The following is a 25776-nucleotide window of genomic DNA, read 5'->3' on the forward strand; positions in this document are numbered from 1 at the left end:
ATATGTCGTCTAATATCAATCTCAATCAACCTAAAACGCTGATTTTTCATCCGGGTATCGGAAAAACTGCCACCAGTGCAATTCAAAAAGTAGGATTGGCGTTGCCAACTTCGCTGTCAAACAAGGCTTGTTTCGCTCCGTTTGGTGTTCATGGCAACGCGCATAATTTGTTTGCTTCTAATCATCCTGATTTTAAGCAGGATGTGTTTGACAAAGAATGGCCGAAATTACTCGATTTTGCGCTAAGTCGAGATTCGAGCACGATTGTTTCCTCTGAATTTCTGATTCGAGACCGACCAGCCCATATCAAGATGCTGATTGACAGTGCTTTAGCTAAAGGGTTGCAGGTTAAAGTCGTCATCGCAGTGAGAGATTATACCGATTATCTGATTTCAGCATTTCTTCAAGGTGTGAAGGTTCAATGGGGGGTTAATCCCAATGATACTATTTTTACTTTTTGTGAGCGCGAACTGGAAAACATTCGTATGAACCGCTTAGTTGATCATTGGTCTCGGCATGTCGGGGATGAAAATATTCATTTGATCAATTATGACGAAAATAAAAAACTGATGGTGGAAAAGTTCTTTTCTTTGGTTGGATTGTATCCCGAAAAACAAGATGTAACGGAAAATGTTAATGCTTCTATCAGTGTTGATATTGTACCTTTTATTCGCCATTTCGATAAGATCGTAGATGCCACACCAGAGCAGAGGAAAGAGTTTATAAACTATGTCTCTAGTTTTGATTTTAAGCCGAATCATAAAAAGCATATTTACAATAGAGTTGAAAATAACATTGTAAACGGGGCTTTCAATCATGATATGAGTATTCTTTCTAAACGCTACTCTTGGGTGTGATAGTGTATGTTGAAAGTTAAAGTTGCAGCGATTGCTAAAGACGAAGGGGCTTACATCTCTGAGTGGGTTCACCATCATTTATACTTTGGCTTTGATGCAGTTGAGGTTTATGTCAATAACACCAGTGACAGAACGATGGCAATTCTTGATAGCTTATCCGAAAATTATGCGGTGGAGTATCAGATAAGAGATGATCTGGTTGAAGAAGCTAAGGGGAACTTTCAGAAAGCCGCATATAATGATATTGCCCTGAGAGCTAAGCTTGATGGATTTACTCACATATTATTTATTGATATTGATGAGTTCTGGACACCGAAAGACTTTACCATGACAGTTAAAGATTTCTTATCTGATACTGATAATGCAGATTGTTATGTTTTTCAGTGGAGCATGCATCATGATGAGAAAATTTTCTCACCATGTTTTAATCTCAGTAATCGTTTTAAAAAAGCACCACAATTAAAGCATTTAATTAATTTGTCTTCATCATTTGATAACGTAGGTATACACAATACGTACGGGGATGGATTTGTATATCGGGACTCGAGTGGTGCTGAGATTATCTTCGATGCTGAAGACAAGTTAAGATCAAAAATTGTGAATAATAAAGCATTGTCGGATTCTGTGTTTATTGTTCATCGTGCCTATCGAAGCCAGTTAGAGTATGTTTCACTGCTTTTAAGAGGACGTCCTACCGGGCAGGTGATTAAAAATAATAGATTGGGATACTACAAAAGCGAAGAATTTGATCAGATTTTTACCATCGATGAGAAAAAATTAGATGACTATTTAGCTCATTTGGTGGTTTTTGAGCAGCCTATTATGGATTATATCGCTATATCAAGAAACTTTGTGATAGAACGCTATAAAAGAGCCCTTGACGTTTTTAGTAGTGATCTTAGCGATGCAGACCGCAAAGATCTCAAGATAGCTTTACGGAATGTAACAATTGATGAAGTTGTTGAAGTCCACGAGAAAGTATTTGGCAGAAACAAGACAGATAACTATGTGGATTCTTTAAGGGAGTTGGCGTTTGCTTTAGAAGCCGACGCTAAAATTGATTTGGCTTATTTAGTACTTAGTGCTGCACAAAAGTTAAGACCGCACGGGCCTGTTATTAATAATAAGATAAACCAATATAAAGAAATTTTGGCAAGGGATAGTGATTAGTGATTGAAATCAAAAACCTCACTAAATATTACCCTTCAGAGCTGGGTAAACAGTACGTTTTTAAAGACCTTAACTTTACCCTGCCTGAAGGGCACAATGTCGCCTTACTTGGTTCCAATGGTGCGGGTAAATCGACTCTGTTCCGGATTATTGCCGGCAGTGAATACCCGAACTCGGGTAAGGTGGTGACTGATAAAGCCATCTCCTGGCCGGTGGCGCTTTCTACCGGAATTCACCCGCAAATGACCGGGCGGGAAAATACCCGTTTTATCGGCCGGGTGAACGGGGTGGCCAATCTGGATGAGTACGAAGAAAAGGTAAAACACTTTGCTGAGCTAGGGGTGAAGTACGATTTGCCGGTGAAAAATTACTCCAGTGGTATGCGCTCCCGCCTGGCCTTTGGCTGCTGTATTGCGATTGATTTTGATATTTATCTGATTGATGAGGCGACCTCAGTCGGTGACCAGAAGTTTCGTAAAAAGGCCAAGCAGGCACTGCTGGATAAAAGTAAAACCGCCAGTGTGATCATGGTCAGTCACGATATGAAGGAGATCCGTGAGTTTTGTGACAGTGCGATAATCCTCCATCAGGGCACGCTGACTTTTTACGATGATCTTGAGCGTGCACTCAAAGTGTACGAAGAGCTGTAGAAATTAAATAGATAAATAAATAGCAGCTCATTTTCCAAGGAAGAAGAAAAACAACAATGTTAGTTACTCATACGTCGGCTTTGGCGGTCTTGTTGCTGTTTGTGTTAACAATAGCGGGGCTGATCAAATATCAATCCAACCCTGAACGCGTGTTCGGGGTGTTGCTTTTAGTATTGTTTGTGTGCGGTTTTGTCAGCAGTGAACAGGTGGTGAGCAGCTTTGCCAGCCAGGGCGTTCTGACTCTGGTGCTGCTGATGGTGTGTTCTCTGGCTTTGGAGAAAACCCGCTTTTTACGCCAGGTAGCGAACTTCGTGATTCGTAGCAGCTACCGCCGCTCGTGGCTCAATCTGTTTACCTTCGGGGCGTTATCCTCTGCGGTGCTGAACAATACCGCGGTGGTGTCGGCCATGCTGGCGCCGATCCGCGCCAACCGCCATCATGCGCCGAGCCGGTTATTAATCCCGCTCTCTTACGCTGCCATTCTCGGCGGCACGTTAACATTGGTGGGTACATCGACTAACCTGATCGTCAATTCCATGGTTGTCGAAGCGGGCTTTAAGCCGCTGGGTTTCTTCGATTTTACCCTGGTCGGCAGTCTGCTGGTGCTGGGCTGTGGCCTGACCCTGTTTATTGCCAGTCGCTGGCTGCCCAACCACTGCAACACCACTCAGGTACTGGCCGATTACTTTATTGATACTAAGGTACGTGAAGGCTCAGCCCTGATTGGCCGCACGATTGAAGAAAACGGCCTGCGTAATCTGGAAGCGCTGTTTCTGGTGGAGTTGCAGCGTCAGGGCAAGCTGATTTCACCGGTTTCTCCGCATGAAGTGCTGCAGCAGGGTGACCGCCTGCTGTTCAGTGGTGATATTAAAAAAGTTACCCTGCTTAATCAGTTCTCCGGGCTGGAATCTTTTGCCAACCAGAATGGCCTGCCACTCGATAACTTGTCTGAAGTGATTGTCCGTCCGGAAAGTACCTTAGTCGGCCGCACACTCAAACACGCCGGTTTCCGTGCGCTGTTCGATGCCGCGGTCGTCGCGATTAAGCGCGACGGTGAACGCTTGTCTGGCAAGTTGGGTGAAGTGGTGCTGAAAGCGGGTGATAACCTGGTGCTGGCGGTGGGTGAAGATTTTAAATCGCGTCATAACCTGCGCAAAAACTTCTTTTTTGTCAGCGGGGTGGAAACGGAGCAGACTTTGACGCCGGCTAAAGAGTGGCTGGCTGTGTTTGGCTTTGTCGCCGCGATTGCGCTTTCCGCCTTAGGTTTAGTCCCGCTGTTCAAAAGTATGTTTATGCTGCTCGGGGTGTTTTTACTGACCCGAATGCTGAAACCGAATGAAATTCTGCAGCGTCTGCCGACTCAGATCTGGCTGATCATCTCGGCCGCGCTGCTGCTGTCCCACGCCCTTAATAACACCAAGGCGACAGAGTTGCTGGACATGTTGATTTTGGATAATCAGCAATCCTTTACCCCGTTCGTCGGCTTATGTGTGGTCTATATCATGACCTGGTGGCTGACCGAGCTGGTGACCAATAACGCCGCGGCAGCCCTGGTGTTTCCGCTGGCCGTTGGCCTGGCGAACACCCTCGGCGTGGAACCGACCGGCTATATTCTCGCGGTTGCTTTTGGTGCCAGTGCCAGTTTTGTCAGCCCGTACGGCTATCAGACCAACCTGATGGTGTTTAACGCCGGACAGTATCATATTAAAGATTTTCTCAAAGTGGGCCTGCCGGTCAGCCTGGTTTATGGTCTGATCACTGTCAGCAGTATCAGCGTACTGTTTGGACTATAAAAACTGCGCGTTAGAATAAGCTCCTCAACGGGATGTTTGAACCATTGTGTGTTACATTTTCACCAATTCAACAAATGGAAAAGATTGGAATGAATATTTCTCCTGAACGTATGACTCACCTTAAACAGCTGGAAGCTGAGTCAATTCATATCATGCGCGAAGTCGCAGCTGAGTTTGATAACCCGGTAATGCTTTACTCGGTGGGCAAAGACTCCTCCGTGATGCTGCACCTGGCTAAAAAAGCGTTTGCGCCGGGTATCCCGCCGTTTCCGCTGATGCACGTGGACACCACGTGGAAATTCAAAGAGATGATCGCGTTTCGTGATTACATGGCGAAAAAACTGGGTATGGAACTGATTGTGCACCAGAACCCGGAAGGTCTGGCGATGGGCATCAGCCCGTTCGTTCATGGCAGCTCCATGCACACCGATATCATGAAAACTCAGGGCCTGAAACAGGCACTGGACAAGCATGGTTTTGACGCGGCTTTTGGCGGCGCACGTCGTGACGAAGAGAAATCACGTGCGAAAGAGCGTGTTTACTCATTCCGTGATGAACACCACCGTTGGGACCCGAAAAACCAGCGTCCTGAGCTGTGGAACATCTACAACGGTAAAGTGAACAAGGGCGAAAGCATTCGTGTGTTCCCGCTGTCAAACTGGACTGAGCTGGATATCTGGCAATACATCTACCTGGAAAACATCGAAATCCCGGGTCTGTACCTGTCTGCCAAGCGCCCTGTGGTTGAGCGTGACGGCATGCTGATCATGGTTGATGATGAGCGTATGGAACTGAAAGAAGGTGAAGTGGTTGAAGAGAAGATGGTTCGCTTCCGTACTCTGGGTTGCTACCCGCTGACCGGCGCGGTGGAATCTGAAGCAACGACTCTGCCTGAAATCATCCAGGAAATGCTGCTGACCACGACTTCCGAGCGCCAGGGCCGTGCGATTGACCACGACAGCTCAGGTTCAATGGAAAAGAAAAAACGTGAGGGCTACTTCTGATTTCGGATGACCCAATCAGAAGCAAATAACTATGACTTCTCCATACATTAAAAAAGAAAATCAATCGGTCAGTGATGATGTGGTGTGGCATAACACAACCGTGACTCATGCTGATCGCGTTGAACTCAAGAAGCAAAAGCCGGTTGTGCTTTGGTTTACCGGATTAAGTGGCTCGGGTAAGTCAACGGTGGCGAACGCCGTTGAAAGCAAGCTGCTCAGCCTGGGTAAACATAGTTACTTATTAGATGGCGACAACGTCCGTCATGGCTTGAATAAGGATTTAGGCTTTAGTGATGCAGACCGCATCGAGAATATCCGCCGTATCAGTGAAGTGGCTAAGCTGTTTGTTGATGCGGGCACGATCGTTCTGACTGCGTTTATCTCGCCGTTTATTTCTGATCGTGAGCAGGCGCGTGCCTTGCTAGATGATGGCCAGTTCCTGGAAGTGTATATCGATACACCGCTGGAGGTGTGCGAACAGCGTGATCCTAAAGGCTTATATAAGAAAGCCCGTGCCGGCGAAATCAAAAACTTCACCGGCATTGATTCTGCCTATGAAGCGCCGCTGAACGCAGAGATTCATGTGAAAACCGCGGATAAAAGCGTGGAAGAATGCGCTGAGGCTGTGGTCGAACAGCTAATTAAGCTTGGGTATATTTAATCATGCATTACGATGTTTTTAATGGCGATGCTGATGGCATCATCGCGTTACTTCAGCTGCGTAAAGCTGAGCCAAAACGCTCAACTCTGGTGACCGGCGTTAAGCGTGATATTAAACTGCTGCAACAGGTGGCTGCACAAACGGATGTGTGCGGAGTGACTGTGCTTGATATTTCGATGGAAAAAAACATCGATGCTCTCTATGAGCTGATCGAGCGCGATATTCCGGTGTTCTATTGTGACCATCACCGGACCGGTGAAGTGCCTCAGGCGAGTAACTTCACGGCTTTGGTTAACCTGGATGCCCAGGTGTGTACCAGTTTGCTCATCAGCCAGCATTTGAACCATCGTTATGCCGAGTGGGCGGTAGCCGGTATCTATGGCGATAACCTGTTTAGTACCGCGGAAGTGCTGGCCGACCAAATCGGTTTAACTTCGGAGCAGCGTGAGTTTTTGAAAGAACTCGGCACGCTGATCAACTACAACGGTTATGGCGCGACCATTGACGATCTGCATATCCCGCCAGCCGATTTACTGGCGATGCTGATGCCATACGCTTCTCCGTTTGATCTGAAAAACGATCCGGACTCACCTTATTACCTGCTGAAAAACGGTTATGCCGAAGATTATGCTCATATTGAAGCCCTGTCTCCGGTTGAGAGTAATGAGGTAGCGGAAGTGTATGAACTGCCATGCGAAGCCTGGGCACGCCGTATCAGCGGTGTGTTTGGTAATGCGCTTGCTAATCAGTCTCCGGCGAAAGCCCATGCAGTATTGACGCTGAACCAGAATCTGCAGGATTACACCGTGAGCGTCCGTGCGCCGCTGGAAAACCGCACGGGTGCTGATGAAGTCTGCTGTCAGTTTGATACAGGTGGCGGCCGTAAAGCGGCAGCCGGTATCAACCAGCTACCGCTTACCGCCAAGCAAGAATTTATTTCGGTACTGACTGAGTTTTATCGCTGAGCCGGTGAACCGACCCGAATTGAACTGTTTTGAATAACATCACTCACCGGGTGTCAAGCATCCGGTGTGGTAAAGAAAATCAAGGAATTAAAATGTCACACGCATCAGATCTAATTGCAGAAGATATCGAAGCGTATCTGAAAGTGCATGAAAACAAGGACCTTCTTCGTTTCCTTACCTGTGGTAACGTGGATGATGGTAAATCGACCCTGATCGGCCGCCTGCTGTTCGACAGCAAGCTGATTTATGAAGATCAGATGGCTGCGATTGAAAAAGATTCACAAAAGTTCAATACCACAGATGAAGCGTTCGACCTGGCTCTGCTGGTGGATGGCCTGCAGTCAGAACGTGAACAGGGCATCACTATCGATGTGGCGTACCGTTACTTCTCAACCGACAAGCGTAAGTTCATCATCGCTGATACTCCGGGACACGAGCAGTACACGCGTAACATGGTGACCGGCGCTTCGACTTGTGACCTGGCGATCGTGATGGTTGATGCCCGTTACGGCATCCAGACTCAGACCCGCCGTCACAGCTACATCTGTTCTCTGCTGGGTATTAAGCACATCATCGTTGCCATTAACAAAATGGACCTGATGGAGTACAGCCAGGACGTGTATCAGAAGATTAAAGCTGATTACCGTGAAATGGCGAAAAACTTTAACATCGACGATATTCGTTTCGTGCCAATCTCTGCACTGAAAGGTGATAACGTCGTCACGCCAAGCGAGAACATGGACTGGTACCCGGGTGCGACTCTGATGAAGCTGCTGGAAACGGTTAAAATTGATCAGGATAAAGATCTTGAGCATATGCGTTTCCCGGTTCAGTACGTTAACCGTCCTAACCTGAACTTCCGCGGCTTCTGCGGCACGCTGGCATCCGGTGTGGTCCGTGTCGGTGATGAAGTGACGGCGCTGCCATCAGGCAAAACCTCACGCATCAAAACCATCTACACTCACGATGGCGAGCTAGAAACGGCGTACCCAGGTCAGGCCATCACGCTGACTCTGGAAAACGAGATTGATGTGTCACGCGGCGATATGCTGGTTCACTCTGGTCATGAGCCAGTGGTGACGAACAAGCTGTCTGCTCACGTGGTATGGATGGATGAGAACCCGCTGCGTACTCAGAAAGAGTACTCATTCAAGTTCGCAACCAAGACCTGTACCGGCCGTATCAGCAACATTGACCACAAAGTCGATGTGAACACGCTGGAACAGCATGAAGAGAACAGTGAATCTCTGAACCTGAATGAAATCGCGCTGGCGTCAGTGTCACTGACCGACAAAGTTGCCGTTGATACTTACAGTGCGCTGCTTCAAACCGGTGCATTCATCATCATCGACCGTTACACCAACGTGACTGTTGGTGCGGGTATGGTTCACGCGCTGAACGATGGCCAGGATAACGTGCGTCATTACACCCAGGCTGAAAAAGAGCTGAACGCCTACGTGCGTAAGCACTACCCTGAATGGGGCTGTACAGAGTTCTAATCTGTAAGCACTCACTATCAGAAAAGCAAAAGGTGGCCAAGGCCACCTTTTTTATGCGCGGTATTTCGTACCATTGGATAGATTTAATATTCCAGAGAGTTCATACTGTCGTTGAGGTTGATGATATGTTTATCGTGATTATCCAATCAGCGATTGAGGGTTTCTGAGGTGCATTTTTGTTAGTTAACTCACCCGCTCAACAATAGTGGGCATAACAAGTACCTTATGAAGCCCTCACCTTTGGAATTATACTGACTGTAGGATTTTATGAAGATATTTGTAGTGGGTACATCTAACTCTGTTATGGGGAATAAAGGGTATATTGAAGCATTGAGGTTAGAGCATGACGTTGTTCAACTTTCATCAGGTAGAACCCCTTTTTACTCATGTATGAAAACAATTGTTAATCATAAAGATGAGATTGAAAGTTCAGACTTATTAATCATCGACCACTATATAAACGATGTTAATTTCTATGGCTCTCTTCTCGGAGAACCGTATAAAGAACATTTAAAATTATTTTACAGTTACTTGTCTGCTTTGAATGTGAATATTTTAAATCTGATGTTTCCTATTCAGGATCTTGAACAGCGAGAATCTATAGATCTTTACCATCAAACTAAATCACTTTGTGAACAACACTCTATTTCTGTATTAGATTTAAATAAATTTAATATACCGAAAGAGTTTTATAGTGATCTTATTCATTTGACTCATGATGTATCTTACGCACTTGGTTTGTCTCTAAATAAAGGTTTGTCAAAAGTTGATTTTGACAATGTAGATTTTGGTACTGTATCTGACTTCCCATTCTACTCTTTAAGTGCTAGTAAGATACCAAATAATAGAAATAAAAGTTGTACATTTAAAAACAGTCTTATCTGCGTTGAGTATTTAAAGCTTGAACATGAGATTACAGTCCATGTTCCAAAAGGACATAAGCTTATTGCGTTAGGTTTGCTTTTAGACAAAACAATGAATGGTCGTTCTGGATTTGAGTTGAACGATGAACAAAGTGGAGTTAGTGGCGGCGGATATTTTCTTGAGACCGTAGAGCAAACTGTCTGCGGTGACTTCACTATTTCACCTTTAAGTGGATATCATGAAGTAAGAAATATGATGGGAAGAGGAATATCTAAAGGTTTATTTACATATTTCTATATTGTCGATTTTTTATTTTTTGATACAGAGAGAAATATGGAATTTAACTCTGCAATTCGTAAATCTTATAATATAGACATTAGTCAATTTATATCTTTATCTAATAAGTTTGTGGCTATAGGTAATAGAGAACCTAGTTTTCCTAAAATATCACCTAAGTCTGTAAATAAGTTAAGAGAACTTGCTCTGTCTTTAGAGGTGGAGGATTTGAAAATAGCTAGAGATTTAATGCTGTTAGCTAATTTAGCTAGACCTGATGGTCCAGTTATAAAGACAAAATTGGCCGAGTATGAAAAAGCATTAAATGGGAAAAGCAAAGTAAACTAATAGATTTTTTCGAAAACTGTTACATTAAAAATATACATCGCTTTTTAACGAGGACACACGCCTTCACTACGGTGTGTGTCCTGCTTAGCGCATCCTGATGAAGCTCTGCTCGATGATCAGTCTTGTGGCAGGAAGCGCTGGTAATCGACTTCCATAAACTGCGAGCGCTGGAAGCGGGTCTCTTTCAGTTCCAGAGGGACGGTGCAGTCGTAGATGGTTTTACATGACATACCGCGCGCCTTGATCGACGGGCTCATGTCCGGCATTTGTGACGGGTCGAGTACGTGGGTGGTGACGCCCGGGATCACTATGGTATCGACATCGGCCTGGTGGCGGGTATTGAGCGCCCACAGCACGTCGTTAGAGTCAAAAATATCCACGTCATCTTCCACCAGAATGATGTTCTTCAGTTCCGGGAAGGCACCGAAGGCGACCAGTGCGGCCTGGCGCTGACGACCTTCATCTTTGGCACTGAGTTTCTTGAACTGCATCACCGCCATCAGTTTGCCGCCACCGGAAGAGTGGGCGTAGACGTTCAGGACGCGGCCCGGCATAGCGCGCTCGGTCATCGACAAAATACTGGCTTCGGTACAGATCCCGGCCAGGCTGACGTGCTCTTCACTGCAGCCGATACAGGTTTGGGTGATTGGGTTGGTGCGCGTTGTCACCGATTTTACTTTGATCACCGGCAGGCTCGGGTTGGCTTCGCCGGTGTAGCCCGGAAACTCCGGCATGGCTTTACCTGTGTGGCTGTTTTGATCTTCCACCACGCGGTAGTCCGGCATGATCTCACCTTCAATCACGATTTCAGCATGGGCGATGGCTTTGGTATCGACGGTTTTGGCTTGAACCAGTTCAACCGGGCGGTTACGGAACGCGCCGGCAATTTCCAGTTCGTTAAAGCCCAGCGGGGTCACTGGTGGCTCAAAGCAGGCGGAAACGTACACTGCCGGATCGAGACCGATATTGACCGTGATAGGAAGAGGTTTGCCCATCGCTTCGGCTTTTTTACGGAACACATCAATATGACGGCCCGGCGCGAAGAAGATCGATACTTCATCCCGCGACTGAAAGCACTGGCGGTGAATGGTGACGTTGGTATCGCCGTTTTCCGGATCTTCGGCATATACCAGGCCGAGGGTGACGTACGGGCCGGCATCTTCCACTGTGTTGGTGGGGGCCGGGATCAGTTTGCGGATATCGAAGTCCGGATCGTCGGCGTAGTGCACCACTTCCTGGCACGGCGCCTGATCGACCAGGATCGGTTTGATCGGGCTATTGGCGGCCTGCATCATGGCATGACCGAGGTGTTCCGGCTCATGGCCGAGCAGCAGGGCGGTACGTGCGCGACTGGCCAGTACGCCAATCGCAACCGGTGATTTCTCAAAGCCTTTGATGTTGTTAAACAGCATCATCGGACCTTGTTTGGTCGGGCGCATGGTGGTGCCGGCCGCGCCGATATGGCGATAGACACCGGACAGTTCACCGACCGGATCGACTTCGATATCGGTTTCCAGCAGCTGGCCTTCATATTCGGAGAGAAATTGAATCGCGGAGCGCAGGTCGGTGATCTCTTCCCGGGCGCGTTGGTAATCTTCAGGGCGGTATTTTTGCATGTTAGATCCTCGCAGCTGTGGTGTGCTGCTACTTCAGGTTTAACGCACAACGGTGGGCAGCGGCTTTGAGGAATACACAAGGCCATCACGGGCGTGCGTCGGCCCAGCATTAAGGCTGTGTCTGACGGGCGTGATTTGTCGGATCTGTCAAAGCGGGCGATACGCCGTTGGTACGCGGGGTGGTGCTGTGAACGGGTCGCAGAGAGCAACCTGTTATCTGCGGTCCAGTATAGAGATTGAGTACAAGTTATCCATAACCTAAAATGAATGTGAAATATTATGTTTTGGAATGTTTATGAAGCAGGTTAAACCGCTTAATCAGATCAATATGAATCTGCTGATCCCGCTCAATGCCTTACTGGAGTACAAGAGTGTTACCGCGGCAGCAGAGTCGCTGGGTATCGCCCAGCCGACCATGAGTAAGCATCTCGCCCAGTTACGCCGCTTACTCAATGACCAACTGTTGGTGAGGGTCGGGTCACATATGCAGCTCACGCCAACTGCGCTTGAGATCCAGTCGAGTCTGGCGCTGGTGCTGGACGGGCTGAATGATATTTTCGCCGCCAGTTATGATCCGGATAAGGATAAGCGCGAGTTTATTATTGCCTGCCCGGATTATGTCAGTGCCTACATTCTGCCGGATGTGATCCGGCCCTATCTGGCTGATGAGTCGCAGGTGTCGTTTCATGTTATCAACTGGGATATTCAGGCGCGCAGCCTGCTGCTGGAAGGATTGATCGACTTTGTGATCACCATAGATGAAGACTTTGCGCCCAATTTCATCCGTAAGGTGATCGATAAAGATCACTGGGTGATGGTGATGAGCGCGGATCATCCGCTGGCTAATCAGGTTGAGATCAGCATGGATCAGTTTCTTGCCCAGCCGTTTGTGCAGACCGTGACTGGTGGCGGCAGCTCGAAACAGATTGACCGCTATTTCAGCCAACGCCGTCTGAAACGCAATATCAAACTCACCACTCAGGGCTATATCCCGACTTTTAGTGCCATTCGCAGCAGCGAGATGATCTCTGTGGTGCCGCAGCATCTGGCGACATACATGGCGCAGGACTTCGGCCTGGTGGTTCGGGTGCTACCGTTTCGGGTCGCGCAGTCTCAGCATTCCGTCTATTGGCACGAAAAATTCAACAATGACAGCGCACACCGCTGGTTTCGCGAGCACATCATCAGTGAGATTGTCACCCACCCGCGCCATCGTAGCGCTTAAGTCTGCAGAGAAAGAATAAGCAGGACACACGCCGTTACGATGCCTCTTTGTTACGGGGACACACACCTTTAGTTGCTGCTTGATTTACGGTGTGTGTCCTGGTAAGAGATGGTGTGTGTCCTGCTAAAAGAGGGCTGAGAGGAGTGAGTTTTAAGGGGGCTTCGTTTGTGTCTACAGACCCCATATAATCAGCACTAGGCCGTCCCGCAGGCCGGCAAAGACCAGTGGCTTTTTCCTTGTTCCACTTCGTTTAACAGCCAAGACCGAAACAGGCGAGCGTGGGGATGCTCGATAGCTTGGTTAGGGCTCACCAGATAAAATGCCTCACTGGTTGGGAGTTTTTGTTCAAATGGCGCCACCAATTGCCCGGCGGTGAGCATGCCTTGAATCAAAGAGCTTCTTCCTAATGCAACCCCTTCGCCAGCTTTGGCCAGTTCGAGGGCTGAAATTAAGGTATCAAAATGAATCCCCTGCGAAGAGTCAATGTGCGCAAAGCCGGTTTTGTTCAGCCAGTAAGCCCATCCTTCGTTATACCCGTCAACATGCAGCAGGGTGTGATTGAGCAGTTGATTGGGCGTGGTTAGCGGGATAGTAGTATTGAGAAGTGCAGGGCTACATACCGGGATCAGGTAGTCCCAGGTGAGTCTGTGGCAATGCATACCAAACCACTCCCCCATTCCGTAACGAATCTCCATGTCCGATTCTTTATCGAGATTTTCTACCCAGATATTGGCCGGCAGGCGCAGGTTGACCTCTGGATGCAGTTTTCTGAAACGCCCTAATCGCGGCGCTAACCACGTGCTAAAAAAAACCAGACTAGAGCGAATGGTTAACGGCCGGGTCTGCCCTTGTCCAAACAATTCATTGGTGACGTCGGCCAGCCGTTTGATAGATTCATGCACGATGGGAATATATGCACGGCCGGATTTGGTCAGTTCTAAGCCTCTGGGTAAGCGTTTAAACAGCTCAGTACCTAATTGCGCTTCTAATCCTTTGATTTGCTGGCTGACGGCGGCTTGAGTCATGTTAAGTTCCTGAGCTGCCTGGGTGAAGTTCAGGCAGCGTGCGGAAACTTCAAATGATCTAAGCCAATTGAGGGGGGGCAGTTTTTTTTTCATTTTTTGCTTCTTATGTTCACTAGGCTGTGTGCGTTTAAAACGTTTTTTTACCGTCATTCTAACCTTAACAAGTTGGGCGTGAACGGCTGCATTTGCTATTTTGTGACCAGTTCCCTTTAATCTGCTCTGGTCTGCACTGACTAATGTTTATCCAATGACGGAGGTGATGAATATGAAGAAGCGATTCGCTGAATATCGTAAACAGCGACTTTTACACCGGATAAAAAAGCCAGGCCAGCGCTAGGCTGGACTGGCTATGATGACGATGGGAGGCTTAGCTCGGGAAAGCAAAGGTCACACCTTCGCGCACGCCGCTTGACGGCCAACGCTGTGTGATGGTTTTACGCTTGGTGTAGAAGCGCACCCCATCAGGGCCATAGGCATGCAGATCACCAAACAGCGAGCGTTTCCAACCGCCAAAGCTATGATAAGCGACGGGGACAGGAAGCGGTACGTTGATCCCGACCATGCCCACTTGAATGTGATCAGAGAAATAGCGCGCAGCTTCGCCATCACGCGTGAAGATGCAAGTACCGTTTCCGTATTCATGATCATTAATCAGCTGCATTGCTTGTTCCATGGTCTCGACACGAACCACCTGCAGGACGGGACCGAAAATTTCTTCCTGGTAGCTTTGCATTGACGGGGTGACGCCATCTATCAATGTTGCGCCGACAAAGAAGCCGCTCTCATAGCCCGCTACGTTGGGATGGCGACCATCGACCACTACGCTCGCACCATCAGCTTCCGCACTGTTAATGTAACCGATAATCTTTTGCTGATGCTCGCGCGTGATCACCGGGCCAAAATCATTGTTTTTGTCACTGTACTCACCAACTGCAAGGTGCTGCATCGCGGTTTGCATTTTGTCGACCAAGGCATTGGCCGCTTCTTTGCCGACCGCAACCGCAACCGACAACGCCATGCAGCGTTCACCTGATGAGCCAAATGCCGCGCCGAGCAGTTGGTTAACCGCATTGTCCATATCCGCATCCGGCATCACAATCGCGTGGTTTTTCGCTCCGCCCAATGCTTGGCAACGCTTACCATTGGCACACGCTGTGGCATAAATGTATTCGGCAATCGGGGTCGACCCGACAAAGCTGACCGCTTTAATACGCTCATCCGTTAATAGCACATCAACGGCTTCTTTATCGCCATTGACTACGTTGAGTACGCCATCCGGCAGGCCCGCTTCTTTTAACAGCTGGGCAATATACAGGGTTGAGCTCGGGTCGCGTTCTGAAGGTTTCAGAACGAAGGTGTTACCACAGGCAATGGCGAGCGGAAACATCCACATCGGTACCATGGCCGGGAAGTTGAAAGGGGTAATTCCGGCCACTACACCTAATGGCTGAAATTCACTCCAGGAATCAATATTTGGCCCGACATTTTTACTGAACTCGCCTTTGAGCAGTTCCGGCACGCCGCAGGCAAATTCGACGTTCTCGATGCCTCTTTGTAGCTCACCAGCCGCGTCATGGCAGATCTTGCCATGCTCTTCGCCGATCAACTGGCAAATTTTATCTGCATGTTGCTCCAGTAATTCCTTGAAGCGGAACATAACCCTGGCTCTTTTGATCGCTGGCGTATCGCGCCAGGCCGGGAATGCTGCCTGCGCAGCGGCAATCGCTTCTTGCACGGTTTCTTTCGGTGCTAAGGCAACCTGCTTTGAGGCTGTACCGGTTGCAGGGTTGTAAACATCTTGCAAGCGTTGAGCTGTTGTTACTAACTGACCGTTAATTAGGTGTCCGATGGTGTTCATTGTTCTTCCTCGAATATAGTTTGCCTGTTACTGGTTTTTTCTTTGAGTACAAGGTATTACGTTAATTATCAATATGGTGTTAAGTACAAATATCGCGCTAAGAGCGAGCCGTCCGGGCGAGCTCGTCATGCTGTACTCACTCACCAAAGCTGTTGATAAATTTCGATGATTTGTTCTGGTGTTGGTACAACGGGGTTATTATTTGGTGAGCCTGATGCCAGAGCTTGTTCTGCCATCGTAGGCATGAGTGCCAAAAACTGCTGGCGGTCGATGCCAAATTGCGCTGGCGTCGGTACCATCAGTTCGTCATTGAGCGCATGCAGTTCCGCCATGAGTTTACGGTTGGCCTCTTGATCGCTATCGGATTGCGTAGCAACACCCATTGCCCGCGCACAGTCCGCGTACCTGTGCGCTGCGCTTGGAATTGAAAACTCGGTCACCGCGGGTAACAGCATGGCATTGGAGAGCCCGTGAGGAACATGAAAGGCGGCGCCAATCGGTCGGCTCATACCGTGCACTAAGGCAACGGAAGCGTTAGAAAAGGCAATGCCGGCTAATGTAGAACCTAACATCATGGCTTCCCGGGCTTGATGATCACGACCATCGTGATAAGCGCGGCGCAGGTGAGGGCCGATTAACTTCATCGCGGCAATGGCTTGGCTGTCACTGTACGGACTGGCCTTTTTACTGACATAGGCTTCTATGGCATGCGTCAAAGCGTCGATGCCGGTATCGGCGGTGATTCGGGCAGGCAGGCTCAGGGTCAGTGTGTAATCGACCAGAGCAGCGATTGGCATAAAACCCACCCCTGCACACAGCATCTTTTCATCATTGGTCTCGTCGGTGATGATGGTAAAGCGTGTCACTTCGGAGCCGGTACCGGCTGTGGTCGGGACGGCGATGATAGGCAGACCTTGTTCATTGACGACTCTTGGGAATTTGTAATCGCGCATTTCGCCGCCAAATTTACCCAGGATACTGATCGCCTTTGCGCTGTCGATTGGACTGCCGCCGCCTAAAGCAATAATACTGTCAAAGTTACCATGACGAACGACGTTGACTCCCGCCTGAATTGAGCTGACTGTTGGCTCTGGCACGGTATCATCAAACACTTCCGAGATGATTTGATGCTCGTTTAAGCAAGACTGAACTTGTTGCGCATAGCCCAGTTCAACCATCATTTTATCTGTAATGATGAGGGGGCGAGAGCACCCTAGACTGTTCAGAATGGTCGGAATTTCTAAACTGGCATTTTCTCCTACCTGGAGGATACGAGGCAGAATTATTTGGTTAGACATATCGGCTCCACTTATTGTTATTTAGCTTATCCTTAGCTTATCTGCAAATAACACCTCAAATACGGCTAAGCATTCAATACGGCAATTAAATACGGGTAAGCATTATTGCGTTATGACTCAGCAGGAATTAACCCAACCTAAGACTGATTAACAACTTCATTGTTATGAATAAGCTTAGCTCTTTAAAGCAATAAAAAATAACCCTTAGAGTTAAGTATTTTTATAGCTGTTAATCTGCTCTGGTGAGCCTATTTAAATATCTTATTTTTATCAGCCGCTTGTATATTCAACTTTGTTATTTTTTCGCAGGCATAAAAAAAATTCACCCATTGGTCTTGTTTTTATTGCTAGCGGCTATCGAAGTGCAATTCTAGTATTCCGCCTGTGCTGAACTTTGCAGTACTTACGAGGTGGCTCTGCCGCGGTAATAAAAAACAAGTGAATAAGCCCGCTCCAAACGGGGTTTCTTCATTCAGTGAAAAGACGCTTTTTACACAGGATCAATAGAGATGAATAATAACCATCAACTGCCTCTTGTTGGTGTCCGGGTCGTGGACTTTGGACAACAAATCGCTGCTCCAGCTGTTGCCATGACGTTAGCCGACCTTGGCGCAACAGTGATTCATATTGACCCACCGCAAGGGCCACAGTGGGTTAGCCCTGCCAATGCAGTGTTAAATCGCAATAAACAGTGCATCACCTTAGACTTAAAATCCGCGACAGGGCTGAGCCAGGCACAACAGCTGATTGCGCAGGCAGACGTGGTGATCGAGAACTTTCGGCCGGGTGTTTTAAGTCGACTTGGCATTGATTTCGATGCATTACGCGCAGAGCGTCCTGAACTGATCACCTTGTCGATACCAGGCTTTGCCAGCAACGACATGCTAAGACGAGAATGGAAAGCGACCGAGGCGATCATCGCGGCCACCTCAGGCTCTTTTACCGATATGGGATTTAACCGTGTGCTGATGGGGATTGAGCCCAGCTTTTCTCCGGTTCCGCTTGGCTCCTCCTATGCCATATCGCTGGCTGCCAGTTCCGTTGTCATGGCCTTGTATGAACGGGCGCAAAGCGGCCAGGGCGATCACATCGAAGTGCCGGTCGCGGCGGCCTTAATGGAAGGCCTTTCATATAATTCGTTTGTGATTGATCAGTTGCCCGAGCGCTACAAGACCATGCGTGAGCATGAAATTGCTTATCGTCGCGACAATAACATAGACATGGATCTCAGTTATGCCGAGCTGCAAGAGTACTTAGATCCGTTTTTCCGCACCTATGATTGTGCCGATGGCCGAAAGTTTTACTGTGTGTGTCCGTCTCACCGTAATCATGCCAAACGTGCTCTGCAGGTTCTTGGCGTGTACGATGAGCTGATGGCGGAAGGCTTTCCCGAAGTAAAAGATCTGCACTTACCGGTCGATGAATGGGACGGGGAGACCTCACTCGGAGTCTACCCGTTGCCGGAAAAATGGGCCAAGGTCGTTGCCGCTAAAATGAAGCGGGCGTTTCTGACCAAAACGGCCAGTGAGTGGGATCGCATTTTTGGCGAAACGGGGATCCCTGGCGCGTCACAGCGTACAACGCAAGAATGGCTGCATGACGAGCATACCAACCAGGCCGGTTTAATTATTGAGGTGAATGACCCAGAATATGGTTGGATGAAGCAGCCTGGCCCGTTAGTCTGGTTTGAACACAATCCGGCGGCGTTTATCCAAGCCAGGGGCAGAGAATTTGTCAGTTTTGAGGCAGCATTAGAGCGCTTAAGTAGCACAGTTTCTCCTTTTGCACCTAATGCAGTTCAAGCGGTTGGGGCCACTGGCCAAGAGCAGAAAGGCTGGCTGGACGGTAAAAAAGTGCTCGATCTGACCAATGTGATCGCCGGACCTCACTCGGGCGCGTTTTTAGGCCGATTTGGGGCAGAGGTGATTAAGCTGGATCCGGTCACGCCGCTTTATGATCCGCTCATCGGCTGTGTCTATAGCTTTCAAACTGATATGGGCAAAAAGAAAGCGTTGGTTAACATCATGACCGAACAAGGCCGTGAAGTGCTGCATCGCCTGATCCGGTCGGTGGATCTGGTGCTGATTAATGCCCCGCAACGCCAGCTTGAACCTCTGGGCCTGGACGCTCAGAGTCTGCTTGCGGTCAATCCGGAGGTGCTGTTTTGTCGCTTAGACTGTTTTGGTGGCCCGTTGCCAGGACCTAAAACCAACTACATTGGTTACGATGATATTATTCAGGCCAACAGTGGCATCATGATGCGTTTTGGCGGAAGTGAAACGCCGGAAGAACACGCTCATGTCGGTACTTTAGACGTCAACTGTGGTTTTGCGGCGGGTATGGGGATGGCGTTGGCGATGTACCATCAATTAATGACCGGTCAGGTCAGCAGGGTCAGAACGTCTCTTTCGGCGGTCACCAATATGGCTCAGCTTCCGTTTATGTTTGATTATGAAGGACGAGAGCCATTTAACGAGGCATCGGGCCGCACCGTATTAGGCAATCATCCGCTGTCACATTTTTATCAAACCCTGGACGGTTGGATCTTTCTCGACTCCAACCCGAGCGAATTGGACCAACTCACCGCCATTGAGGGTTTAACCGAGCTGAGCGATACGCCGGATGTACACGTCTATTTAAAAAATGCTTTCAAACAAGCGGCGACTGCCCATTGGCTCAATCTTCTCCGTGAGGCCGATGTCGCGGTGGCGGAGCCAAACTCCATCGAGGCTTTACGCCAGCAATACAGCCGTGTGCACGATGGCAGCGTTGGCACGCATTTAGGGAGTTATGCGTTTTCTATTTATCCTGATCATCCCAGCGGGCATTGTTTTACCCAAATTGACCACTATTCGATTCGGCCAAGCCGGGCGGCAATACGGGCGATCGCTGCGACGGAAAAATTTGGTCACTCAACCCAAGCCGTGTTAGCCAGTATCGGCTATAGCGAGTGTGAAATAGCAAGCATGATCGAGCTTAATATCGCCAGCTTAGGCTGGAGTAAACAATATTTGCCCGGCTAGCGCGTAGCCAAAAGCCAATAATTAGTAATCACTAAGTAATAAGTAATAAGTAATAAGTAATAAGTAATAGAACATGTATTCAGTGTTTGTGACTCAATAATGCAATCGGATCAAGTCACTGCCCCTGTGGCGATGACTTGATCGCATTATCCCAGAGTAAGCGACACTAGTGCATATAAACCGGGTTAAACGGATGGGGTTTTGCTGGTAATCCATTAATTTACTTATGGAATGACCCTGTTTTTCTAGTTTGTTGTATCCCTTTTAGATTTTTAGGATAACACTGGCACAATAAAAAAAATAAGAGGTTACCAATGCTTGAAGATAGACAGATCGATGCCTTTATTGCTCAGCGAGGAGTACTTAAAGGCCTCAATGCAACCCTGGGAATAACCGCTTTAGTGATGGTTGTGGTGTTTATTCTCTATACCATTTTGCTGGGGGAAGTGGCCAGTCAGCAGTTCCTGGGGCTAAAAAGATGGATAGAAGAAACGCTGGGCTGGTATTACATTATCATCATGCTGCTTTCTTTCCTGGTGTGCACAACGTTAATGCTTTCTAAGGTGGGAGGCATTCGGTTAGGCAGGGATGACGAAAAACCGGAGTTTTCCAATTTTGCTTGGTTTTCTATGCTGTTTGGCTGTGGAACCGGGGCCGGTATGCTGTTTTTTTCCATGTCTGAACCCATGATACACTTTGCCAGCGACTGGAGCGGCGGCAATCCGTTCATGAGCGCCGAGGTGAAAAGCGCGGTCAGGCGTTTTTTTGAAGCCAAACAGGTCGCACTGGCCGCTGGCTTGCAACCCGGAGATGCCGGATTTCCGGTTCCTAATGATCTGGTGGCCGAAGCCGCGGTGGGGGGAGTGACCCTAACCGTATTCCATTGGGGAGCTGTGGGGTGGGGGTTGTATGCCATCGTCGGCTTGTCACTCGCTTATTTTTCTTTTCGGAAGGGGCTGCCGCTTTCAATTCGTTCCGCGCTTTATCCATTAATTGGCAATAAGATTTACGGCCCGATAGGGCATGCGGTGGATATACTGGCCGTTTTTGGCACTATCTTCGGTATTGCCACCACGCTGGGACTGGGGGTGGAGCAGATCAGCGCCGGACTCATTTCACTCAACTTTTTAGCAGAAAAATCCACCACCGTCACCGTTCTGTCTATCATCTTTATTACCTTGATTGCGACCTTGTCGGCCACAAGCGGTGTCGCCAAAGGTATTAATATGCTGTCTCAGTTCAACAGCTACATCTGCATTACTATTATTCTGTATTTTCTTTTGGCATCGAATGGTAACTACTTGATTGCGAGCAGTTTAACGACGCTGGGAGAATACGTTTCCCAGTCTTTCTTTATGACTTTGTGGACGGCACGAAGCACAGAAGAACAAACCTGGCAGGGCGGCTGGACCATCTTCTATTGGGGATGGTGGATTGCCTGGTCGGCGTTTGTCGGCATGTTTATCGCGCGCATCTCACGAGGACGTACCATCCGCGAGTTTGTTATGGGCGTCATCTTTATCCCGACGTTAGTTTCCTTGATCTGGTTCAGCGTTATCGGTTCAGCGGGTATCTATCAATCGATTTATGGCTCGAACATGACCATTTACCACACCGCGGTAAACCATTGGGATTATGCGGGCACCTTGTTTGCCGCCTTTGATGTGCTCACCCCTGGTATCGCAGCGACCATTGCAAAAGTCTGCGCGCTGATTGTGGTGGTGGTCTTTTTCGTGACCGCTTCGGACTCTGGCACTCTGGTATTGGGCCGGCTGCTATCGTTCGGGCGTCGTCCACCTGTCCAGCAACGTATTTTGTGGGGCTCGTTACTGGGAGTGGTCACGCTGATGATTATGTTAATGGGGGGGAAAGAGGCGTTAAAAGCACTGCAAGCGGCCTCGATTGCAGGGGCTTTGCCCTTTACCCTTGTTATTATTGCGATGATGTTTGGTTTGGTGAAATCGTTACGCAAAGACAGAGAAAGCTTTGTTGCCGATGAGGATCAAGTGAAAAAAATCGTGGAAAGAGAAATCGCCGATCTTTCCTGAGCAAGGGAGTGATCCACTAACCGATAATCTTCGCCCTTAGGTGAATCAGTTACTTGTCTCTCGCCCACCCATTGGCCGGGGCACAGTAAGCACAGGGACAACCCGGTATAAGGGGGAGCATACGCCGGGTTGTCCTGCCGATTGTTCAGGCGCAGTCAGATTGATTTCTGGCTGTGCCTTTTTACTTTTGGTCACTTGAACACGCCTTCTCTTAAATCCCTTTAATCGTTGAAGCCTTGACAGGGCAAATCTTTAACCGGGACACACACTATCTCTAACGAGGACACACGCCTTTGGGTTTATCGCTCGTTGAGGTGTGTGTCCTGTTTAGTATTTTTTTGATGCTACTGTTGCATGTACAAGCAATATTTGCATGCAATTTGTGCATATATTAGATGCAAACGTTTCATTTATCCGTGCAAAATATCCATAGTATCTTTATGTGTATTCCGGTTGATGACGTTTTCTTATATGAAAAATCCCTTTGCTATCTGGCTGATTGAGGAATGTTTCATCTAAGAATTAATATGTGTAAGGAATGTTAACTAATGACAACATTGACTGAAGAAATAACGCTTGGATTATCCCATGCTACGCTAAAAAACCGTATTGTGATGGCTCCAATGACCATCCAATCTGCGTTTTTTGATGGTGGTGTGACTCAAGAAATGGTCGACTACTATGCATCTCGTTCCGGAGATGCAGCTGCCATTATCGTTGAGAGTGCGTTTGTCGAAAATTATGGGCGCGCTTTTCCCGGCGCGCTCGGCATCAACAGTGACAGCAAGATAGCGGGTCTTAAAAAACTGTCCTCGGCGATCAAAGCCAAAGGCTCTAAAGCTATTTTGCAAATTTATCATGCCGGTCGTATGGCAAATGGTGAGTTTAACGGTGGTCATCAGCCAATCTCGGCCAGCCCTGTAGCGGCCCTGCGCGATAATGCAGAAACGCCACTAGAAATGACTGAAGAACAGATCGAGGAAATGATCGAGCACTTTGGTCATGCGGTTAATCGTGCGATTGAGGCTGGTTTTGACGGTGTGGAAATCCATGGCGCCAATACTTACCTAATCCAACAGTTCTTTTCTCCTCACTCGAATCGGCGCAAAGACAAGTGGGGCGGGGACATTGACAAACGTACTGCATTTCCGCTGGCGGTTTTAGAGCAGGCCAAGCAAGTGGTAGCGTCGCATCAAGTGAACGACTTCATCATTGGTTACCGTTTCTCGCCAGAAGAAATAGAGCTGCCGGGCATCCGATTTGAAGAAACCATGTATCTGCTGGATAAACTGGCTGAAAGTGGTCTTGATTATTTTCATTTCTCGATGGGGAATTACGCGCGCAACTCGATTGTTGAGCCCGAGGATAAAGAGCCTCTTATTCGTAAGTTTCATGCGCTGAAGTCGGACAATGTTGCCAGGATCCCGGTTATTGGTGTGGGGGGCATTGCCCAGCGTCGTGACGCCGATGCGGCTCTCGCGCAGGGTTATGACATGGTCAGCATCGGTAAAGGCTTCCTTGTCGAGCCGACCTGGGCGACCAAAGCCATCAACGATGAAGTCTGCGCGGAATTTGCCGATATTGCTCAGCAGGAAGCGTTAATGATTCCGACCCCACTGTGGGAAATCATGGATTACATGATTATCGACAGTGCCGCTGAAGCGTTAAAACACCAGCGTATCAAAGAGCTTCAAAGCATCGAGATTAAGTTTGAACCGGGCGAATACACTGCCTATGGCTATGGCCATAATGGTCAACTGCCTGTGACGGTGAGTTTCTCTGAAGATAAAATCCTGGCTATCTCGGTTGACTCATCCAAAGAGTCTGATGGCATTGCTAACCCTGCATTCGAGCGTATTCCTCAACAGATTCTGTATGGACAAACGCTGAATATTGACGTGATTTCCGGTGCAACGGTGAGTAGCCAGGCGGTGATTGATGGCGTTTCGAATGCGGTTGATTTGGCGGGCGGTAATTCAGAGGCCCTACGTTGCAAAGCGCGTGCAGCAGTAGAGTGGTCGACGGAAATCGCGCAAGAAACGGTTGATGTTGTTGTTGTTGGTGGGGGTGGTGCCGGTTTGAGTGCTGCACTGACCGCACTGGATAACAATAAATCAGTGATTGTGCTGGAGAAGTTCCCTGCTATCGGTGGTAATACGGTACGTACCGGCGGGTGGGTGAATGCGGCAGAGCCGAACTGGCAGCAAAACTTCCCGGCTTTAGCGGGTGAGGCTGACTATTTAAAGGCGATTAGCGAGATCCCAGAGTCGGAGATTGCGCCAGAATACCTGTCAGACTTTCGGACGTTGAAAGATCAGTTAGCGAATTACTTTCTTGATTTGGAGAACGGTAACCATTATCTGTTTGATTCAACACAGCTGCATTTAATCCAAACTTATCTGGGTGGTAAGCGGACCAACTTGGACGGCGAATTGATTTATGGTCAGTATGATCTTGTGCATACGCTGACCAGCCGGGCGATGGAGTCGATTGACTGGCTGACAGAGAAAGGGATCGACTTTAACCGAAGCATGGTTGATATTGCGGTTGGGGCGCTATGGCGCCGCGCTCACAAACCCAATCGTCCCAAAGGTGTCGAGTTTGTTGAAAAGCTGAAGAAACACATCATTGCTCAAGGTGGCCGCATTATCACCGATACACGCGCTGATGAGCTGATGATTGAAAATGGTCAAGTGGTAGGGATCAATGCGACCCACGCCGATGGTACCCGATACAAGATCACGGCCCGCCATGGTGTGGTGCTGGCGTCTGGTGGTTTTGGTGCTAATACCAAGATGCTGCAGAAGTACAACAATTACTGGACTGAGATTGCCGACGACATCAAGACCACCAACTCACCTGCTCTGGTAGGGGATGGGATTGCGATTGGCCAAAAGGCCGGGGCCGATTTAGTCGGTATGGAGTTTATCCAGCTGATGCCGATTGGTGACCCTAAATCGGGCGCGTTGTTAACGGGGCTCATTGTGCCACCGGAAAACTTTGTGTTTGTTAATCAGCAGGGTAAGCGATTTGTCAATGAATGTGAGAGTCGGGATAAGCTGTCTAAGTCATTCTTCGATAACGGTGGCGTCATTTATATGATTGCGGACGAAGCGATTCGTCAAACCGCGGCGAATACCACGCACGACACCATCGAGCGTGAAATTGAGGAAGGAATTATTATCAGAGCGGATTCCCTTGAAGAGCTGGCCGGTAAGATCAATGTGCCGCAAGCTGAGCTGTGTGAGACGATTCGCCGCTATAACTCTTATGTTGATCAGGGGCGTGATCCCGAGTTTCACAAAGGCGCACTCGGTTTGAAAGTCGAGCGGGCCCCGTTCTATGCAACGCCAAGAAAGCCATCGGTTCACCATACCATGGGGGGGCTGAAAATCGATACCCAGGCACGTGTGCTGGATACGCAGGGCTTGCCTATTCCGGGGCTGTACGCTGCGGGTGAAGTAACCGGTGGTATTCACGCCGGTAACCGTTTGGGAGGCAACGCCTTGATTGATATCTTCACGTACGGCCGTATTGCCGGTGACAGCGTTTCGAGCAGAAACTAGTGAGTAAAGGGAAGCATTAGTCTTCCCTCT

Annotated in this window: 17 protein-coding genes; 13 read left to right on the forward strand and 4 right to left on the reverse strand. The window is 48.5% G+C overall.

Going from position 1 to position 25776, the window contains the following annotated elements:
* Window positions 1-2 precede the first annotated feature (2 nt).
* From E6C74_RS03030 to E6C74_RS03070, 9 genes are all read left to right on the forward strand, one after another.
* Window positions 3-857 carry a hypothetical protein gene (locus E6C74_RS03030; RefSeq protein ID WP_136483240.1) on the forward strand — a complete coding sequence of 285 codons (855 nt, stop codon included), beginning with the start codon at window positions 3-5 and terminating at the stop codon, window positions 855-857.
* 6 nt (window positions 858-863) lie between these two features.
* Window positions 864-2027, forward strand: coding sequence for a glycosyltransferase family 2 protein (locus E6C74_RS03035; RefSeq protein WP_136483241.1), 1164 nt, complete (start codon window positions 864-866; stop codon window positions 2025-2027).
* Window positions 2027-2677, forward strand: a complete 651-nt coding sequence (locus tag E6C74_RS03040; protein ID WP_136483242.1) for an ABC transporter ATP-binding protein — start codon at window positions 2027-2029, stop codon at window positions 2675-2677. Before E6C74_RS03035 ends, E6C74_RS03040 begins: the two co-directional genes overlap by 1 nt.
* A 56-nt stretch (window positions 2678-2733) precedes the next feature.
* Window positions 2734-4470 (forward strand): SLC13 family permease, encoded by a 1737-nt coding sequence (locus E6C74_RS03045; RefSeq protein WP_136483243.1) that lies wholly within the window; start codon window positions 2734-2736, stop codon window positions 4468-4470.
* Window positions 4471-4565: 95 nt separating this feature from the next.
* Window positions 4566-5474 carry a sulfate adenylyltransferase subunit CysD gene (gene cysD / locus E6C74_RS03050; RefSeq protein WP_206208377.1) on the forward strand — a complete coding sequence of 303 codons (909 nt, stop codon included), beginning with the start codon at window positions 4566-4568 and terminating at the stop codon, window positions 5472-5474.
* A gap of 31 nt (window positions 5475-5505) precedes the next feature.
* The gene (gene cysC / locus E6C74_RS03055) at window positions 5506-6135 is read left to right on the forward strand and encodes an adenylyl-sulfate kinase (protein WP_136483245.1); all 630 of its coding nucleotides are present in this window, start codon (window positions 5506-5508) and stop codon (window positions 6133-6135) included.
* Between the two features lie 2 nt (window positions 6136-6137).
* A complete protein-coding gene (locus E6C74_RS03060) occupies window positions 6138-7100 on the forward strand; it encodes a DHH family phosphoesterase (RefSeq protein ID WP_136483246.1) in 963 nt (320 codons plus the stop codon).
* A 92-nt stretch (window positions 7101-7192) separates the two neighbouring features.
* Window positions 7193-8599 (forward strand): sulfate adenylyltransferase subunit CysN, encoded by a 1407-nt coding sequence (cysN, locus tag E6C74_RS03065; protein WP_136483247.1) that lies wholly within the window; start codon window positions 7193-7195, stop codon window positions 8597-8599.
* Window positions 8600-8866: 267 nt separating this feature from the next.
* On the forward strand, window positions 8867-10087 hold the full coding sequence (locus E6C74_RS03070) for a hypothetical protein (RefSeq protein ID WP_136483248.1): 1221 nt from the start codon (window positions 8867-8869) through the stop codon (window positions 10085-10087).
* A gap of 116 nt (window positions 10088-10203) precedes the next feature.
* On the opposite strand, the gene E6C74_RS03075 is transcribed toward E6C74_RS03070, so the two are convergent.
* Entirely contained in the window at window positions 10204-11703 is a 1500-nt protein-coding gene (locus E6C74_RS03075) for a UbiD family decarboxylase (protein ID WP_136483249.1), read from the reverse strand.
* 295 nt (window positions 11704-11998) lie between these two features.
* Between E6C74_RS03075 and E6C74_RS03080 the strand changes: the two genes are divergently transcribed.
* Window positions 11999-12928 carry a LysR family transcriptional regulator gene (locus tag E6C74_RS03080; protein WP_168796945.1) on the forward strand — a complete coding sequence of 310 codons (930 nt, stop codon included), beginning with the start codon at window positions 11999-12001 and terminating at the stop codon, window positions 12926-12928.
* A 194-nt stretch (window positions 12929-13122) separates the two neighbouring features.
* Here the strand turns inward: E6C74_RS03080 and gcvA are convergent, their stop codons facing one another.
* From gcvA to E6C74_RS03095, 3 genes are all read right to left on the reverse strand, one after another.
* A complete protein-coding gene (gene gcvA, locus E6C74_RS03085; protein ID WP_240798121.1) occupies window positions 13123-14103 on the reverse strand; it encodes a transcriptional regulator GcvA in 981 nt (326 codons plus the stop codon).
* 217 nt (window positions 14104-14320) lie between these two features.
* Window positions 14321-15811, reverse strand: coding sequence for a CoA-acylating methylmalonate-semialdehyde dehydrogenase (locus E6C74_RS03090; RefSeq protein WP_136483251.1), 1491 nt, complete (start codon window positions 15809-15811; stop codon window positions 14321-14323).
* A 140-nt stretch (window positions 15812-15951) separates the two neighbouring features.
* Window positions 15952-17109, reverse strand: coding sequence for an iron-containing alcohol dehydrogenase (locus E6C74_RS03095; RefSeq protein WP_136483252.1), 1158 nt, complete (start codon window positions 17107-17109; stop codon window positions 15952-15954).
* Between the two features lie 509 nt (window positions 17110-17618).
* On the opposite strand from E6C74_RS03095, the gene E6C74_RS03100 reads away from it, so the two are divergent.
* From E6C74_RS03100 to E6C74_RS03110, 3 genes are all read left to right on the forward strand, one after another.
* Window positions 17619-20132 carry a CoA transferase gene (locus E6C74_RS03100; RefSeq protein WP_136483253.1) on the forward strand — a complete coding sequence of 838 codons (2514 nt, stop codon included), beginning with the start codon at window positions 17619-17621 and terminating at the stop codon, window positions 20130-20132.
* A gap of 314 nt (window positions 20133-20446) precedes the next feature.
* A complete protein-coding gene (locus tag E6C74_RS03105; RefSeq protein WP_136483254.1) occupies window positions 20447-22180 on the forward strand; it encodes a BCCT family transporter in 1734 nt (577 codons plus the stop codon).
* Between the two features lie 548 nt (window positions 22181-22728).
* Window positions 22729-25746 carry an NADH-dependent flavin oxidoreductase gene (locus E6C74_RS03110; protein ID WP_136483255.1) on the forward strand — a complete coding sequence of 1006 codons (3018 nt, stop codon included), beginning with the start codon at window positions 22729-22731 and terminating at the stop codon, window positions 25744-25746.
* The last annotated feature ends 30 nt before the right edge of the window (window positions 25747-25776 follow it).

Origin of the sequence: Vibrio sp. H11 (genome assembly GCF_004804295.1) — a bacterium.
Lineage (GTDB): Bacteria > Pseudomonadota > Gammaproteobacteria > Enterobacterales > Vibrionaceae > Vibrio > Vibrio ostreae.